We start from the raw sequence: 16,728 nt of genomic DNA, 5'->3' as shown, positions 1-16,728 counted from the left end.
TAATACTGAGGGTTCGGCCTTGGCGGTGGCTCCTGCCACGCGCCTATGTTTTCGTTACCCCAGGCACATCCATGTTTATCTTGCGCCATGCGGCTTCGGAGAAGCTGTAGGCCGAAAAGGCGATCAATCCCAAAGCCATCACCATCAGAATCAAACCGCCAACAGGCAGGTTCTGAAGGGCATCGAGCGCTTCCTTCATGCCGGGTGGATCCGTGGCTTGATAACGGGAGCCGCTGATCGCCAGCAGCAGGGCGATCTCAATAAACACCACGCCGCGAGCCATGAGTCCGAAACGAGCCACCGGACGGACGTATCGCATCACGTCCTCATCAGCCTCAAGATACTTCTCGAACGACGCTTTCCATCCTTTGATGATGTGAGCAATTCCTACGCCTAATGGAACGAGCGCCACGAGGTAGACGACCACGTTTGAGTGATCCCAGGACAAAAGATGCGCCAGTAGATCCTTCGTCTCCCCAGCTCCGGCATTACCTGAGCTTCTGACGCCGCTAATGAGCAGCCCTAAGGCAAAAAACGCAAGAGCACCATTGAGTAAACCGCCCGCCAACAAACCCGCACGAATCACCAATCCCTTTAGTTTCGTACCGTGATGATCGACGTCGCGAATGGCTTGCAGCACTCGCCACCCTGCGAAGGCCAGCAGACCCGCCACCACTAGCCCAACCAGGACATATCCGAATGGCTGGCTCAACAACGCTTCAAGGCTCTTGTGGCTGTCCTTCGGTTTTGTTGAATCTTGAGCCGCCAGCAGCGCGAAGATACCAATGATCAGATACAGAACGCCGCGAGCGGCATATCCGCCCCGAGCGAGGACGACAAGGGTGTGTTGAGCGGACATTCGGTTATTTCCGTGGACGTGTACAAGAGCAGACCTATCGCTTCGGCAAGGGTTCGATAAAGGTCGAGTTCTTCAATCACTCAGAATGGACACTCTGTAGTGGGCAACTAATCCCGGACACGGCGTTCAGTTCTTTCTCGGCCTTAGCTGGGGCCAGTCCGTTGTTGAATGGGTGCGGTCTAATCCCACTGCGATGTTTCACATAAAGGGGCAACTGTGTGACGAAACACTTCCAAGTCGGTGCTTTTGTCGCCACGCAGACGTAGATGAAGTGTTGCCGATCAGCTACCGAAGTATTTGAAAATTGGCCGTTGACTTGCCATCGGCACCCGGTTAATTTCCGAGCATGACTTTCACCGTATTGCGCTGCCAGCCAAGCATTATTACCGCCATTCCTCATTTGGCGGGCTAGCTCACGACTGCAGCACCCAACCCGCCCTGGAGGCGGGTTTTCATTTTCTGTCTCGGGGCTCTGATCAATGTCAGGAGACGATCATGCCCAGTACGCTCGCCCAACACACCCTACTTGAGCAGTACGTCAAAAAGATCCTCGCCGCGCCGGTTTACGAACTGGCCGTGCATACGCCCCTGCAGCCGGCACCTGCATTATCCTTGGCCTTGGGTAACCAGATCCTGCTCAAGCGCGAAGATCTTCAACCGACCTTTTCCTTCAAGATCCGAGGGGCCTACAACAAACTGGTCAACTTGAGCGCGGCGCAAAAGAACCGTGGAGTGATCACCGCTTCCGCGGGCAATCATGCCCAGGGGGTGGCATTGGCCGCACGGCAACTTGGCATCGACGCCATGATTGTCATGCCCACCACGACGCCAGCGTTGAAGGTGTCAGGTGTCCGTAGTCGTGGCGCCCAGGCACTGCTGCACGGCGAAAGCTTTCCGTTTGCCTTGTCTCATGCACTAGAACTGGCAAGCCAAACCGGCAAAACGTTTGTTTCGCCTTTCGATGATCCGGATGTGATTGCCGGGCAGGGCACGGTCGCCATGGAAATACTGCGTCAGCATCAAGGAGGGCTGGATGCCATCTTTGTTCCGGTGGGCGGTGGCGGTTTGATCGCCGGCATCGCGGCTTACGTTAAATACTTGCGGCCAGAGGTGCGCATCATTGGCGTCGAGTCGCAACATTCAGCCTGTTTGGATGCAGCCCTCCAGGCCGATGAACGAGTGGTGCTGCCAAGTGTGGGTACCTTTGCCGATGGCGTGGCGGTCGCGCAGATCGGCGCCCACGGCTTTGAGGTGTGCAGGTTTTGCGTCGATGAGGTACTGACTGTCAGTAACGACGAGCTTTGCATCGCGATGAAGAATATCTACGACGATACACGCTCTATCACTGAGCCTTCTGGCGCCCTGGCCGTTGCTGGCATCAAGAAATACGTTGCGCGAACGGGTGTGCGGGATCAGACGCTGATTGCCATCGACTCCGGTGCCAATATCAATTTCGACGCTTTACGCCATGTGGCCGAACGCGCTGCATTGAGTGAGGCATCAGCGTAATGCCGGATTCCAGGGCGGGTTAATCCGGCCATGGGTCATTGCTCCCACTGTTCCAGGAGGATGGAGACGAATTTTTCCGCTGCCGGGGAGAGGGAGGCGCCCCGTCGGTAAACCAGTCCCAACGAACGGTTCACAACAGGCTCGGTCAAAGGGATGCTCACCAACGTTGGATGATCCACTGCAGGCATCGCCAGGCTCGGCATTGCCGAAACGCCTAATCCAGCTTCTACCAGACCCAGCGATGTAGACAGGTGTTGCACCTCATAAAACCACTGCGGACGCCAGCTCAAGCCCGACAGAGCGTGGTCGAGCAACATTCGGTTGCCGCTCAGGCGACCGACCCCGATCAGGCGGTAATTGCTGAGTTCAGACCAGGTGACGGAGCTTCGTTTGGCCAACTCATGATCGCGTCGACATGCCAGGACAAAAGGCTCGTTGACCAACGGCACGAATTCTATGTCCGGGTGCTGGCCGCTCATCATGTTGATGCCAAAGTCGGCTTCGCCGCGCAGGACAGCCTCCAGTCCTTCGTTCGCACTCAGGTCAAGCAAGCGAATGCGAATTTGTGGATAGCGCTCGTTGTAGAGGCGGATGACCGATGGCAGAAAGTAGAAGGCAGCGGTGGGGATGCAGGCCAGGGTTACCCGGCCGCTCTGGCGCTCCGCCAGCTCCCGGATGTTGAGTATCGAGTCGTCGAAGTCATCCAGTAAGCGTCGTGCCTTGGGCAGGAAGTCTCGCCCGACACTGGTGAGGCTTACCCGTCTTGTCGTGCGATCGAGGAGCGCTGTTCCCAATCCTTCTTCTAGCTTTTTCATCCTGCGACTCAACGCCGGTTGAGAGAGATGCAACGCATCGGCTGCTTCGTGGAAACTGCCAAGTTCTGCGATCTTCACGAAAGATCGGATGTCATTAAGCTCATAATTCACTTTTTTATCCCCTCAGAGGAGCGTTGTTCAGCCCAGTCATCCTAGATTTATCATTCGTCAAACGCAATAATCAGGCTGATATTTGCATTGGAAACAATTTTGAAAGCCTGCGACTCTTGCTCACAAGACATCAATAACCCCCATTGATCAACAAGAGTCAGTATTCATGCAACGAATTCCCTGTGTGCTAATGCGCGGTGGTACTTCCAAGGGCCCAGTGTTTCTCGCCTGGGATTTACCTGTTGCGATCGCAGAGCGTGATGAACTGCTGCTGAACCTTATGGGTTCTGGACATGAGCTGGAAATTGACGGTATCGGTGGCGGCAGCCCACAAACCAGCAAGGTGGCGATCGTCAGCCCGTCGCTGCATCCTGAGGCAGATGTCGACTATTTGTTCGTTCAGGTCATGGTGTCCCAACGTCGAGTCGACACCGCGCCCAATTGCGGCAACATGCTCTGCGCCGTTGGCCCGTTCGCCATCGAGCAAGGGCTGGTCAAAGCCTGCAAAGACCTGACCCGTGTGCGTATTCGCAACCTCAATACCGGGACTTTTGTGAACGCCGAGGTTCAGACCCCCGGTGGCACGGTCAGCTATGAAGGCGACACCGCCATCGATGGTGTGCCGGGTACCGCCGCGCCTGTGCAACTGACGTTCCTGGATGCTGCGGGCAGCAAGACCGGTAAACTTTTCCCGACGGGGCGAACGCAGGATTTTATCGACGGTATCGCAGTGACCTGCATCGACATGGCAATGCCGATGATGATCGTCGAAGCCGGCCAACTGGGTAAACGGGGTGATGAAAGTCCTGCTGAGCTGGATGCCGACAAAGAGTTCTTGCGTCGCCTGGAGTCCTTGCGACTGCAAGCCGGCCTGGCAATGGGCCTGGGTGATGTCAGCGATAAAGTGATTCCCAAGCCCGTGCTGGTATCTCCGGCCAAGGCTGGCGGCACAATCCAGGTGCGCTACTTCATGCCCCACAACTGCCACCGGGCCTTGGCGATCACCGGTTCCATCGGCCTGGCCACTGCTTGCGTCACGCCAGGCAGTGTGGTCGCGCAATTGCTTGGCGGGGTTAGCGAGCCGCGCTTGAAGCACGTACGCATTGAACATCCAAGTGGTGGAATAGATGTCGTTTTGTCCTACACCGGCGATCAGGGTGAGACCATTCGCGCCTCGGTGGTACGTACAGCGCGCCGGCTGTTCTCCGGTTTTGTCTACGCCGCGGCTTCCCAACGACTCGCCGGATAATTCCCCCTAGTCATTGCCGTTTTTGCATCAGCACAATTCTAAAAATGGGTGATGCCATGAAAATTGTAAAATCGCTCTACTTCCAGATCCTCCTCGCCGTGTTGTTGGGCGTGCTCGTCGGACATTTTTGGTCGCAACAGGCCATTGCCTTGAAACCGCTGGGTGATGCCTTCATCAAGCTGATCAAGATGATGATCGCTCCGGTGGTGTTCTGCACCATCGTCACCGGCATCGCCGGCATGAGCGACAAACGCTCCCTCGGCCGCCTGTTGAGCAAGACCATGCTGCTGTTCCTGGCGCTGACCGTGATCAGTTTGATCATCGGCCTGGTGTCGGTCTACCTGTTCAAGCCCGGTGTGGGCATGAACATTGACCCCACCCAGTTGAGCACCAAGGGCCTGTCGCAGTACACCGATTCTGCCGCGAAGCTGGGAGTGGTCGAGTTTTTCATGCACATCATCCCTGATACGTTCATCGGGGCTTTCAATAAAGGTGAAGTACTGCCGGTGTTGTTCATCGCAGTGCTTAGCGGTTTTGCACTCTCGGCCATCGGCGAGCGTGGCAAGCCGGTACTGGATGTACTGGAGTCTGCCTCGCACATGGTGTTCAAGATCTTCTCCTACCTGATGCGCTTCGCTCCGATCGGTGCCTTCGGCGCCCTGGCGTTCACCGTAGGCCAGTACGGTATTACATCGCTGGGCTCGTTAGCCAAGTTGATCATGACGTTGTACATCGCCTGTGCGTTCTTCGTCTTTGTGGTGCTGGGGAGCATTTGCCGAGCCAATGGTTTCAGCCTCTGGAAGTTGCTGCGTTACTTCCGTGAAGAATTCCTGGTGGTGTTGGGGACGTCTTCCACTGAGCCTGTGATGCCGCGGATGCTGGAAAAGCTGCAAGCCCTGGGTTGCAAGAAAGGTGTGGTGGGGTTGGTGCTGCCAACAGGTTACTCGTTCAACCTCGACGGTACGGCGATCTACCTCTCGCTGGCAGCAGTGTTCATTGCCCAAGCCTGCAACATCGAACTGGGCCTGACCCAGACCGTGACCATGCTGGCGATCATGCTCTTGTCCTCCAAGGGGGCAGCGGGTGTCACCGGCGCCGGTTTTGTCGCGCTGGCTTCGACACTCACCGTGATCCATGACATTCCCCTGGCCGGCCTCGCCCTGCTGATCGGTATCGACCGATTCATGTCGGAAGCCCGGGCATTGACCAGTCTGGCAAGCAACGCGGTGGCTACCGTGGTGATGTCCATCTCGGAGAACGCCTGCGATCGCGAGACCCTGATGCGCACCCTGGACGGCACACCTTTGCCCGCGGTAACCCCTACCCAAGTCCAGAAGCCGGACTGGGACGGCCTGAAGGTCACGGAACACGTCTGACCGGTCACGGCTGAATCGAGCTCCCTTAAATACCTCAATGAACACCCCCCGCCAGGTTACGTTGATCGTGCCATCTGGCGGGCGCGGGGTCGTGCGTCTGTGCGTCGGCCACGCTACTCATAAGAACAAGAGAACTTACCTATGCTCGCATTGCTTGGCTTGGCCATGGTGGTGGTCTTCACCGTCCTGATAATGACCAAACGGTTGTCGCCGATTGTCGCCCTGACAGTGGTGCCGATTGTGTTTGCCGTCATTGGCGGTTTTGGGGGCACTACCGGCAAGATGATGCTCGACGGCTTGAAAATGGTCGCACCTTCGGCCGCGCTCCTGCTGTTCGCGATCTTGTTTTTTGGCTTGATGATCGACGCCGGCCTGTTTGACCCGCTGATTCGCAAGATCCTCAAACGCGTCAACGGCGACCCGATGAAAATCGCGGTCGGCACAGCGTTGCTGTCGCTGCTGGTGGCCCTGGATGGTGATGGCACCACCACCTACATGATTACCTGTGCGGCAATGCTTCCCCTGTACAAACGTATCGGGATGAATCCAATGATCCTGGCGACCATTGCCATGCTTTCTCTGAGCATCATGAGTGGCATGACCCCTTGGGGAGGGCCCGCGACCCGAGCGATCGCGGCGCTGGGCCTGGATGCCGGCGCCTACTTCGTGCCGTTGCTGCCGACCATGATCGGCGGTGCAATGTGGGTGGTCTTCACCGCCTTCCTGCTGGGGCGTGCCGAGCGCAAGCGTATCGGTAATATCCAACTGGAAAGCGGCGGCGGTGATTGCTACATCAAGGCGATTCTTGAAGACACTCCGCACAAGCGCCCGAAGCTGGCCTACGTCAACCTGCTGTTGGTGATCGTGGTGATGGTCGCGCTGGTGATGGGGATCATGCATTCCGCAATCCTGTTCCTGATCGGGTTCGTACTGGCGCTGATGATCAACTATCCGCAACTGGATATTCAGAAGGAACGCATCCTTGCCCATTCGGGCAACGCGATGACAGTCGTACTCCTGGTGTTTGCCGCCGGTATCTTTGCCGGGATTTTTTCGGGCACCAAGATGGTGGACTCGCTGGCGCAAACCCTGGTTGACTGGATTCCACCGTCTTGGGGGCATCTGTTCCCACTGGTCGTGGCGATTACCAGCATGCCGCTGACCTTCGTCCTGTCCAACGATGCTTACTACTTCGGTGTGGTGCCCATCCTGGCGAATGCCGCCGCGGCGTATGGCATTGATCCGGTGGAGATCGCCCGCGCATCGATTCTCGGCCAGCCAGTACACCTGATGAGTCCGTTGGTGGCTTCAACCCTGTTGCTGGTGGGCATGGTTGATCGCGATATCGGCGACTTCCAGAAAGCCACCGTCAAATGGGCGGTGCTCACTTCCCTGGTGATTACCGCGCTAGCGCTGTTGACCGGGGCGATCAGTCTGTTTACCTGATTCCCCCAACTCCATTGCATTTTCCTGACGCGCCTCGCCAGTGAGGCGCGCGCTGTCCTGCACTCCAAAAAAACAACAATGAGTAGCTTGTCATGACCACTTTGCACACCCAACGGGCGCTGTTTCCACTTCTTTGTCTGTTGCCGCTGGCCAGTGCCAGTGCGCAAGGATTTATCGATGACAGCAAGCTCAAGCTGCAACTGCGCAATGTCTATTTCAATGAAAACTTCCGCGACGAGCATGGTTTGAGTGCCAAATCGGCAAGGACGGCCAAGAGCGAGCGAACCGAGTGGGCCCAGGGATTCCTGTTGGATTACCAGTCAGGGTTTACCCCCGGCACCATCGGGTTTGGTGTGGATGCCATTGGCCTGCTCGGGGTCAAGCTTGACTCCGGCCGGGGCCGCAGCGGCACTGGCTTGTTGCCCGTCCATGATGACGGACGTGCGGCTGACGAGTTTTCAAGCCTGGGCATGACCGCCAAGGCCCAACTGGCCAAGACCACGGCCAAATACGGCACCTTGTTACCCAAGACTCCGGTGCTGATCTACAACGATGCGCGACTATTGCCGCAAACGTTCCAGGGCACACAGATCAGTAGCGGCGACATCGACAACCTCACCCTCACCGGGGGCTACCTGGATCGATTCAAACAGCGTGACTCCACCGACAGCATGCCGATTGTGCCCGACGGTTATGGCGGTGATAAATCAGGCGACTTCAGCTACGCAGGGGCCGAATACAAGCTGGGGAAAACCATTCGCTTGAGTTACTTCTACGGCGAGCTGGAAAATTTCTACCGTCAGAATTTTGCGGGTATCCAGCACGATCTTCCGTTGGGCGGCGGCGTGCTGACCAGTGATTTGCGCTACTTCAACAGTGTTGATACCGGTTCTGCCTACAGCGGCAAGATCGACAACAACATGCTGAGCGGGCAACTGTCCTACGCCATCTCCGGCCATACCTTCGGTGGCGGATACCAGACCCTGAGTGGTGATGCTGGTTTGCCCTTTATCAGTGGCGCTACGGTTTACTCGTTCAGCAACGCCGGGATAGGCAAGTTCGTCGAGGAAGATGAAAAAACCTGGATGCTCAATTACGGCTATAACTTTGCTGCCGTTGGTGTGCCGGGCCTGACGTTCTCCACCCGCTATTTGAGCGGCAACGACGGTAAATCCAACACCACGGTAAAAGAGTGGGAGCGTGATGCCGAACTGGCTTACGTCGTACAGCAAGGCACCTTCAAAGGCCTGGGTGTGCGGTTGCGTAACTACGTTTACCGCTCGGATTATTCCCGTGGCCGAGACAGCAACCGGGTCTACTTTACCTACGACATCGTTCTTTGGTGATCCCCTGATCGCGGCCTCGCGCCCCCGTAATGTTGTTTGCTCTGGTTTTAGGTTTGGGCACCGAGGAGCAGGGCTCTGCAAAGGATAGGTCGGTTGTTGGCCTGCATTGAGACGAAAACCAGTCAATGCAGGCCAGGGCGCGATATTTATTCAGCGCGAAGCCCTGAATTACGCCGAAACCCCCGTTTGATCAAGCGTTGACTGGCACAGCTTTTTGCCTGCGATACAAGATCGTCGTCGCTGTGAACCCACACAGCGCAGCAAACATCAGCCAGTAGGCGGGCGACGCCTTGTCACCTGTTGCCTGCACCAGGATTGTTGAAATGGCGGGCGTAAAACCGCCAAACACAGCCGTTGCCAAACTGAATGCCAGCGAAAATCCTACGACTCGTACATTCTGTGGCATAACCTCGGTCAAAGCCGCAACCATCGCGCCGTTGTAAATGCCAAAGAAGAAAGAGAAGTACAGCAGCACGGCGAGCAGTCGTTCGAAGCTTGCCGCCGCGGCCAGCCAATGCATGGCGGGATAGGCGGTGAAGATGCACAGCAAGCTGACCGCCAGCAACAAGGGGCGGCGTCCAATGCGATCAGAGATCGTACCGCCGATGGGCAGCCAGATGAAGTTGCTCAGGCCGACGAAGAGCGTGACCACCAGACTGTCGCTGGTGCTCAGGTTCAGTACAGACCGACCGAAAGTCGGGGTGTAGACGGTAATGAGGTAAAACGTGGTGGTGGTCATCGACGCTAACAGACCGCCAGCCAGTACCGTGCGCCAGTTGTCGCGCATCGAGCGAAAGACTTCACTGGCACTTGGGTGATGGCTGCGCGCTTTGAAAGCATCGGTTTCCTGTAGCGAGCGGCGAATGATGAAGATGAACGGGATAATCAGGCAACCAATGAAAAATGGGATACGCCAGCCCCATGCTGCAACGTCGGCAGCGTCCATGGACGCGTTAATCGCATAACCCAATGAAGCCGCAAGAATGATTGCCACTTGTTGGCTGGCCGACTGCCAACTGGTAAAGAAACCCCGGCGTCCGGGCGTGGCGATTTCAGCCAGGTACACGGAAACACCCCCCATTTCCGCACCCGCGGAGAATCCCTGCAACAATCGCCCGAGCAACACCAATATCGGCGCTGCGATGCCTATGCTGGCGTAGCCGGGCACCAACGCGATCAATACCGTTCCGGCAGCCATGATCGACAGTGTCACGATCAATCCCTTGCGCCGTCCCACCTTGTCGATGTACGCCCCCAGCACGATAGCGCCCAACGGACGCATCAGGAACCCCGAGCCGAATACGGCGAAGGTCATCATCAGCGAAGCGAACTCGCTGGTGGCGGGGAAGAATGTCTGCGAGATGTAGGTCGCGTAGAACCCGAACAGAAAGAAGTCGAACTGTTCGAGAAAATTGCCGCTGGTGACCCGCAGGATGGCGCCCAGTTTCGACCCCTTGGATCGGGTGTCTTGAGTTGTTGTTTTCATCATGGCTACCGTGGTGATCAATATTGTTTTTGGAATGGATGACTCAACGATCAGTCGCTTCCAGCGTTGATCGGGTTCGGTTGGCGTTTTTCGATTGAGTATTTGAGCAGCGCGGCGCTGCGGAAGATGCCATGGGCGAATTTGCTGTAGGGCATGGTCAGGAAAAACGCCATGACCAGGCCGAGATGGATCGCCAGCAACAGGCCCAGGGCAGTGGTATCGCGAAACGCGAGAAGTGCGAGGCCGCTGGCGCTTACTAGAAACAGCAGCGCGATAAAGCCGCGATCCATGGGTTTCTGATTTTTGTCGCCGTGCTCGGGGTGGCGACGCAGGTTCAGCCACAACAGGCCTGCGGGGCCGATCAGCAGGCCGAGCCCGCCGGTGATACCCAGCATTACCGGCAAGCTCAAGACAGGGTAGGGCGCCGACCAGTCCAACAGGAAATGGTAGAGCGTGGCGACACCCGTGGCGGCGAAGCACAGCATGAAGCCGTAGAAGGTGAAGTGGTGGAAGCGCCGCCGCCACTGGGTGAATTGATCATCGGCGTTATTGCAGCCCTCGCCATGACCCCCGTCCAGGTATTTGAGTCGGGCGACGTTGGCCGTGGCTTCCAGCGCAGCGGCTGTCTTTTCCTGGTGGGGTGCATCCGCCGGTGAAACGTTGCGCCAGAAGCGCCGCACGCCAATCGTCAAAGCCAGTACCGCGAAACCGAAGACCGCACCGAACATCAGTGCCAGGGTGTTATGCGGGAAGATCCCATAGAAATTCCCCCCGGGCATTGCGGTAAACAGATTGCCCATGGCCAACAACGTGAGGCAGAGAAACAGCGCGAGCCCTGCACCGGATGCCAGCGCCAAAGTCAGTCCGTTGCGCCGGTACAACTTGCCCATCACCTGTGGCCAGGCGTACTCGGCGTAAGTGTCGAGGCGGACCTTGGCCATGGCCTTGGGCACATTGATTTCGAACTCGTGAGGGGCAGCATACTGACAGGCATGCAGGCACGCACCGCAGTTATGGCACAGGTTCGCCAGGTAATGGATATCCGCCTGAGAAAACTCCAGACGCCTTGTCATGGCCGGGAATACAGCGCAGAAGCCCTCGCAATAACGACAGGCATTGCAAACGGTCATTTGTCGCTGGACTTCGCTTTCTTCAAGGTTGAGTACCGGTATCAATTGACCCGGTGCCTGGGGATCAAACAGCTGCATGTTGGGGCTCCGTGGATGAAGAGGTAAGGAAGCCGGCCGCAGCCGCGGCTTGCACACCGGCGATGCGACCGAATGCGGTACCGATGGCCATGCCGATGCCGGCGGTATAGCCCTTGCCCAATACGTTGCCCGCCATCATTTCTCCTGCGACAAACAGGTTGGGGCTAGGCTTGCCGTTGAAGTGAACGGCGGCGGTTTCGTCGGTAGCGAGACCTAAATAGGTGAATGTCACGCCGGGCTTGAGTGGGTAGGCGCAGAACGGTGGCTTTACCAGCGGGCGGGCCCAATGGGTTTTGGCGGGCGCCAAACCCTCGGTGTGGCAATCGTCCAGTGCGGTGTGGTCGAACGTGCCGACGCGGCAGGCCGCGTTGTATTGCTCGATGGTTTTGACGAATTGGGTAACGGGAAGCTTCAACTGGCGGGCCAGATCTTCCAACGAGTTGGCTTTAGTGCCCGGAAACACAGGCGGCATGAACCGGCCGAGGGCTTGTTGGTCGATGATCGAGTAGGCCTGTTGACCGGGTTGACCCGCGACCAGGCGCCCCCAGATCGCATACCGCTTGGGCCAGAAGTCTTCGCCCTCGTCATAGAAGCGTTCACCGTCGCGATTAACCACCACGCCCAGCGATACGCAATCGATACGGGTACAGATACCTCCGTCATACAGGGGGGCGCGGGCGTCGATGGCCACCATGTGCGCTTGCGTCGGGTCACCAATGAAATCGGCACCGAGGGCCTGCATGCGCCGAAGCAGTACGCCGGTATTGAAACGCGTCCCGCGAATCAGAAAGTTGTCTGAAGGCCATTCTCCACGCTCGTTTTGACCCCAGGCTTCACGGAGCCATTCGCGGTTGGATTCGAATCCGCCAGCGGCCAGAACGCAGGTCTTGGCCTGGATACGCTCGGCGGGAAAGCGCTGACCATCGACCTCACGTTCACCGATGTACGCCGCGACGAACTCCCCACCCTTCAACTCAATGTCAGTGACTTGTGCGTTGTAGCGGATCTTGACGCCCAGCTGCTCGGCGCTGCGGAAGTAGGCATTAACCAACGCTTTGCCGCCGCCCATGAAAAACGCATTGGTGCGCGCAACATGTAGGGCACCAGACAACGACGGCTGAAAATGCACACCATGGGAGCGCATCCAGTCACGGCAGTTTGACGAGGCGCGGATGACAATACGAGCAAGCTTTTCGTTGGTAATCCCACCGGTGACTTTCAGCAGATCCTGCCAATATTCTTCTTCGGGATAGGCATCGACCAGTACATCTTGCGGCGCGTCGTGCATGCAGCGCAGGTTTCGGGTGTGTTGCGAGTTGCCGCCGCGCCAGATCTTCGGTGCGCCTTCCAGCAGCATCACGCTAGCGCCGGCCTCTCGCGCCATCAATGCTGCACACAAGGCGGCATTGCCGCCGCCAATTACTAATACGTCGATCATCATCACTCCTCAATCGCAAGGAGGCATGAACGAAGTGCTCCTCGCGAGTGGGGAGAAGGTAGAGCTGTCAGCTTATTGTCGAAAGGCGCGAAATGAGTTGGGGTGTTTAGTTTTCGTAAAGGCTTTTCCGGTTGGCGCTCATCGTAAAGCCGGGGCAGGGGGCATGGAGATCATGGCGCGACGTCTTCGATCCACGAAGCGCCCGGCCACTGATGATCAATCACCAACTGTCGCGCGACATCAGTGATGACCACCCGCGCCGCCAGAGCAGCGGGAGACAGCTCATCATCAGGCAGTGTCGCCAGCAGGTTTCGTCGACCCACGTGAGCATCGGAAATTTCCACCACTGAAAGTCCCGACTCACCCTTGAGCGCCGCTGCCGCACCGGGCTGGATGGTGGCGGCATGACCTGCGCGAACGGCGTTCATCAATACGGCAAGACCATCCACTTCCATGATGATGTTGGGCGCCAATCCCGAACGTTCAAACGCAACCATCAGCGTAGAACGCAAACCGTGTTGCACACTCGGCATCACCAGTGGAAGTTGACCCAGATCCGCGAGTTGCACGCTGGTTCCCTGGGGTGCGTGGAGCAGGTGAGGTGAGCTGATGACAAATAGTTTCTCGTCGAGCAGCGGTGTCACGCTCCAGCGCTTACCCCCTTCGAGTTGGAACAGAATGGCCAGGTCGATCTGGCGAGCATTGAGTTGCGTGGCCAAATGCCCGGACAGCATCTCGACCAGGTGCAATTGAATATCCGGGTAGCGCTCTCGCATCGCGTTGATCAATGGCAGGGCGAGAACCGTGGCAGTCGTGGGCGCCATTCCGACGGTGACATACCCACTCATTCGCCCACGGTGAGCCGCCATGATCGCATTGTCGGCCTGCCGCAAACACAGCTGGGCATGGTGCAGGAACGCCATACCGGAGCTGGTTGGTGTGACGCCAGTGGTGGTGCGATTAAGGAGGCGGGTTGACAGTTCACTTTCAAGTTTCGCGATCTGTTGGCTAAGGGCTGATACGCCCACGTCCAGTTCAAGCGCTGCGCGTCCCAGGCTGCCGTGTTCGAGGATTTTTACGAAATAACGCAGTTGTCTTAATTCCAAGCGTTGCTGCTCCAGGTCAATTTGTTGTTGGAATGCCTACGTCTGAAGACTACCTATGGCAGCATTCCGGGCAGTAGTGCACTTCCTCCCGGCCGTGAGCCCACTTCTTCCTCCATGTGAAGGGAACGCCGCATGCCAGGCATGCTTTGACAGGCGTTCACTCTTTTTCAGAATGACTCACCTTCATCTAGTTTCGCGAGCAAAAATTGGCCACGTTGCCATAGCGCCTGCTGCCTGGATTCAGGCATGCGATCAAGGTTCTTATAAATCATGCTCATGCGCTGATTGCCACGCAGAAGGTCACCGTGACGCATCAGGAAATGCCAGTAGAGCGAGTTGAAAGGGCAAGCGTCGTGCGTCATACTTTCACTGACTTTGTAAGCGCAGTTACGGCAGTAGTCAGACATTCGCTTTATATATTGGCCACTGGCGCAATAAGGCTTGGAGCCCACGTAACCGCCATCGGCGTGCATGACCATCCCCAACGTATTCGGCAGTTCGACCCAGTCGAACGCGTCCATGTATATCGCCAGGTACCAGTCGCAAATCTGGCTCGGCACGATGCCGGCCAGCAGCGCAAAGTTGCCGGTCACCATCAGGCGCTGGATATGATGGGCATAGGCGTGTTTCAAACTTTGACCGATCGCCTGGCTCATGCAGTTCATCTTCGTAGCGCCTGTCCAATAGAACTCCGGAAGCGGCCTGCTGTTGCCAAACAGATTGCCGCCGGCGTACTCGGGCATTTTCAGCCAGTAGACGCCTCGCACGTATTCACGCCAGCCGATGAGTTGGCGGATAAAGCCTTCGGCAGCGTTCAGCGGAATTCTGTGCGCCCAGTAAGCAGCTTCCACGTCATTGCACAATTCACGCAGATCCAGCAGGCCAATATTGAGTGCAGCGCTGATCCGCGCGTGGAACAGGAAGGGCTCATCACTGGCCATCGCATCTTGGTAGTCGCCGAAGGCTGCCAGGCCCCAATCGAGGAAATAGTCCCACAACGCCTGGGCATCGGCGTGGGTTACCGGGTAGTCAAAGGTGTCGAGGACGCCATAGTGGTTGGAGAAATTCTTTACGACCAGCGCCAGCACTTCCTGGGTAATCGCATCTGCCGAAAAGCGCACGGGCGAGGGGGGGCTCACGCCTTTGGGTAATGCCTTGCGGTTTTCGGCATCAAAGTTCCAGGAGCCGCCGACCGGGCTGCCGTCGCCATTGAGCAACAGGCCACTCTTGCGCCGCATCTCTCGGTAGAAGAACTCCATGCGCAGTTGTTTTTTATCTTTGGCCCAGGACGAAAATTCGGCGCGGCTGCAGAGAAAACGGCTATCGCTATGCCATTGGATCGCTAAGCCGCAGTCCTTGAGCGACTGCTCCAAGCGCCAGTCACCACACTCAGTCAGGTGCAGTTCCTCTGCGTGCAGCAGCGTCTGCCAGCGGCGCAATTCGCCCGGCACCGTTCCGCTATTGTGTGGGTCATCAAGGGTGACGTACTGCACGCGGATGCCACGCTGCTTCAACGCTTCGGCAAAATGGCGCATGGCGCTGAAGATCAGGGTGATTTTTTGCGGGTGATGGGGCACATGGCTGGCTTCCTCCATTACCTCCACCAGCAAAACCGTATCCTGCTCCGCATCCAGCCCTTTCAATGAGGCCAGGTCGAAGGACAATTGGTCGCCCAAGACCAGGTATAGTCGGTGAGTCTTGTTCATTTGACAGGATCCAGCGTAAGTGTGACTTACCAAGGCGCAGCCAGGGAGAAAGGAATGCGCAACGGCTCGATGGGACCCTCACGTGAGCCGCACATCTCGTCATGGACACACTGCTGCACAAGCACGCATGGAAATGGCGGGACAAGCTGCATTAACTCACGCAGGTGATTGATGGAGCGAAGGTGCATAGGCTTCGCTACATCGTCCAGTAACGTTAACTGGCCGTGATCCAGCCTGACTCGCGCCAGATAAAAACCGCCCTCCAGCGACAGCAACTCCAACTCGCGCACTTCGCCATTCGTGGCCCGTTCGGTCAACGCTTGCAGATTCAAGGTTCACTCCCTGCCTACCAAGGTAGGCGTTCTCCGTTATAAGCAAAGAAATTGCCGCTGTCCGCGGGCCCCAAGCGGTCAATCAGCGATAACAATTCATGGGCAGCGATATTTGCCGGCCTGGCTGCAGAGGCGCCACGAAAGGGTTGTGACAGGATGGAAATGACGGTGCCGGGATGTAGACTCAACAAGCGGGCATGAGGACGCGTTCTTGCCAGTTCGATGGCAGCGGTTTTAATCAGCATGTTCAACGCCGCCTTGGAGGCGCGATATGCATACCAGCCGCCCAAACGGTTATCGCCGATACTACCCACCTTGGCGGAGAGCACAGCCATCGCGCCACGAGGGTCAAGCAAGGGCAGAAAGTGACGCAAAACCAGCGCAGGCCCGAGTGCGTTGACTTGGAATACTGCCAGTAACGCATCCGCTTCAATTGCGGAGTAACTCTTTTCTGGCTTGATTTCATCACGATGGAGCAGACCCGCAGCATGCACAATCAACTGGTACGGGGCTTCTTGAGATACTGCGGCAGCCGCCCTGGCGATACTTTCGGGCTTTTCAAGATCCAATCCTGGAACACTGTTGCGTCCCAGCTCACGAACAACCGAGCATTTTGGATCTTCGTTGAGCAACTCACAAAACGCCGAGCCGAGCGCTCCATTGGCGCCTATCACCAAGGCACGGTAGCCCTCGCCAAGGGAGTTCATCCTCAAGGAACTGTTCATTTAGCCTCTGCGCAGA

The 16,728-nt window shown here is 57.2% G+C and carries 14 protein-coding genes and 1 pseudogene; 5 read left to right on the top strand and 10 right to left on the bottom strand.

The window, feature by feature from the left end; genetic code table 11:
• Positions 1 to 43: 43 nt before the first annotated feature.
• On the bottom strand, positions 44 to 859 hold the full coding sequence (locus QLG10_RS12915) for a DUF1206 domain-containing protein (protein WP_110750166.1): 816 nt from the start codon (positions 857 to 859) through the stop codon (positions 44 to 46).
• A 495-nt stretch (positions 860 to 1,354) separates the two neighbouring features.
• Here QLG10_RS12915 and ilvA point away from each other — a divergent pair, with 495 nt between their 5' ends.
• Complete coding sequence (gene ilvA, locus QLG10_RS12910; RefSeq protein ID WP_282487465.1) at positions 1,355 to 2,368, top strand: threonine ammonia-lyase, biosynthetic; 1,014 nt, start codon at positions 1,355 to 1,357, stop codon at positions 2,366 to 2,368.
• 35 nt (positions 2,369 to 2,403) lie between these two features.
• On the opposite strand, the gene QLG10_RS12905 is transcribed toward ilvA, so the two are convergent.
• Entirely contained in the window at positions 2,404 to 3,294 is an 891-nt protein-coding gene (locus QLG10_RS12905; RefSeq protein WP_110750162.1) for a LysR family transcriptional regulator, read from the bottom strand.
• Positions 3,295 to 3,460: 166 nt separating this feature from the next.
• Here QLG10_RS12905 and QLG10_RS12900 point away from each other — a divergent pair, with 166 nt between their 5' ends.
• From QLG10_RS12900 to QLG10_RS12885, 4 genes are all read left to right on the top strand, one after another.
• Complete coding sequence (locus QLG10_RS12900; protein ID WP_248677536.1) at positions 3,461 to 4,543, top strand: 4-oxalomesaconate tautomerase; 1,083 nt, start codon at positions 3,461 to 3,463, stop codon at positions 4,541 to 4,543.
• A 44-nt stretch (positions 4,544 to 4,587) separates the two neighbouring features.
• Positions 4,588 to 5,919, top strand: coding sequence for a C4-dicarboxylate transporter DctA (gene dctA, locus QLG10_RS12895; RefSeq protein WP_110750160.1), 1,332 nt, complete (start codon positions 4,588 to 4,590; stop codon positions 5,917 to 5,919).
• Positions 5,920 to 6,060: 141 nt separating this feature from the next.
• Positions 6,061 to 7,365 (top strand): citrate:proton symporter, encoded by a 1,305-nt coding sequence (locus tag QLG10_RS12890; RefSeq protein WP_020797484.1) that lies wholly within the window; start codon positions 6,061 to 6,063, stop codon positions 7,363 to 7,365.
• A 92-nt stretch (positions 7,366 to 7,457) separates the two neighbouring features.
• On the top strand, positions 7,458 to 8,711 hold the full coding sequence (locus tag QLG10_RS12885; RefSeq protein ID WP_282487464.1) for an OprD family porin: 1,254 nt from the start codon (positions 7,458 to 7,460) through the stop codon (positions 8,709 to 8,711).
• Positions 8,712 to 8,901: 190 nt separating this feature from the next.
• Here the strand turns inward: QLG10_RS12885 and QLG10_RS12880 are convergent, their stop codons facing one another.
• The 8 genes and pseudogenes from QLG10_RS12880 to QLG10_RS12845 form a co-directional block, all read right to left on the bottom strand.
• Positions 8,902 to 10,200 (bottom strand): MFS transporter, encoded by a 1,299-nt coding sequence (locus QLG10_RS12880; protein ID WP_248677534.1) that lies wholly within the window; start codon positions 10,198 to 10,200, stop codon positions 8,902 to 8,904.
• A 47-nt stretch (positions 10,201 to 10,247) separates the two neighbouring features.
• Entirely contained in the window at positions 10,248 to 11,405 is a 1,158-nt protein-coding gene (gene tcuB, locus QLG10_RS12875) for a tricarballylate utilization 4Fe-4S protein TcuB (protein ID WP_282487463.1), read from the bottom strand.
• Positions 11,392 to 12,843 carry an FAD-dependent tricarballylate dehydrogenase TcuA gene (gene tcuA, locus QLG10_RS12870; RefSeq protein WP_110750200.1) on the bottom strand — a complete coding sequence of 484 codons (1,452 nt, stop codon included), beginning with the start codon at positions 12,841 to 12,843 and terminating at the stop codon, positions 11,392 to 11,394. Before tcuA ends, tcuB begins: the two co-directional genes overlap by 14 nt.
• Before the next feature lie 170 nt (positions 12,844 to 13,013).
• Complete coding sequence (locus QLG10_RS12865; RefSeq protein WP_110750156.1) at positions 13,014 to 13,949, bottom strand: LysR substrate-binding domain-containing protein; 936 nt, start codon at positions 13,947 to 13,949, stop codon at positions 13,014 to 13,016.
• 49 nt (positions 13,950 to 13,998) lie between these two features.
• Positions 13,999 to 14,103 (bottom strand): annotated as a pseudogene (locus QLG10_RS12860) (DUF2256 domain-containing protein); the annotation flags it as partial.
• Positions 14,104 to 14,116: 13 nt separating this feature from the next.
• On the bottom strand, positions 14,117 to 15,655 hold the full coding sequence (locus QLG10_RS12855; RefSeq protein WP_282487462.1) for a cryptochrome/photolyase family protein: 1,539 nt from the start codon (positions 15,653 to 15,655) through the stop codon (positions 14,117 to 14,119).
• A gap of 26 nt (positions 15,656 to 15,681) precedes the next feature.
• Entirely contained in the window at positions 15,682 to 15,987 is a 306-nt protein-coding gene (locus QLG10_RS12850; protein ID WP_110750154.1) for a DUF6482 family protein, read from the bottom strand.
• Between the two features lie 14 nt (positions 15,988 to 16,001).
• Positions 16,002 to 16,712, bottom strand: a complete 711-nt coding sequence (locus QLG10_RS12845) for an SDR family oxidoreductase (protein WP_282487461.1) — start codon at positions 16,710 to 16,712, stop codon at positions 16,002 to 16,004.
• Between the last annotated feature and the right edge of the window lie 16 nt (positions 16,713 to 16,728).

Origin of the sequence: Pseudomonas sp. V98_8, from assembly GCF_029967975.1 — a bacterium.
Classification (GTDB): domain Bacteria; phylum Pseudomonadota; class Gammaproteobacteria; order Pseudomonadales; family Pseudomonadaceae; genus Aquipseudomonas; species Aquipseudomonas umsongensis.
This window is presented reverse-complemented; position numbering and strand designations above follow the sequence as displayed.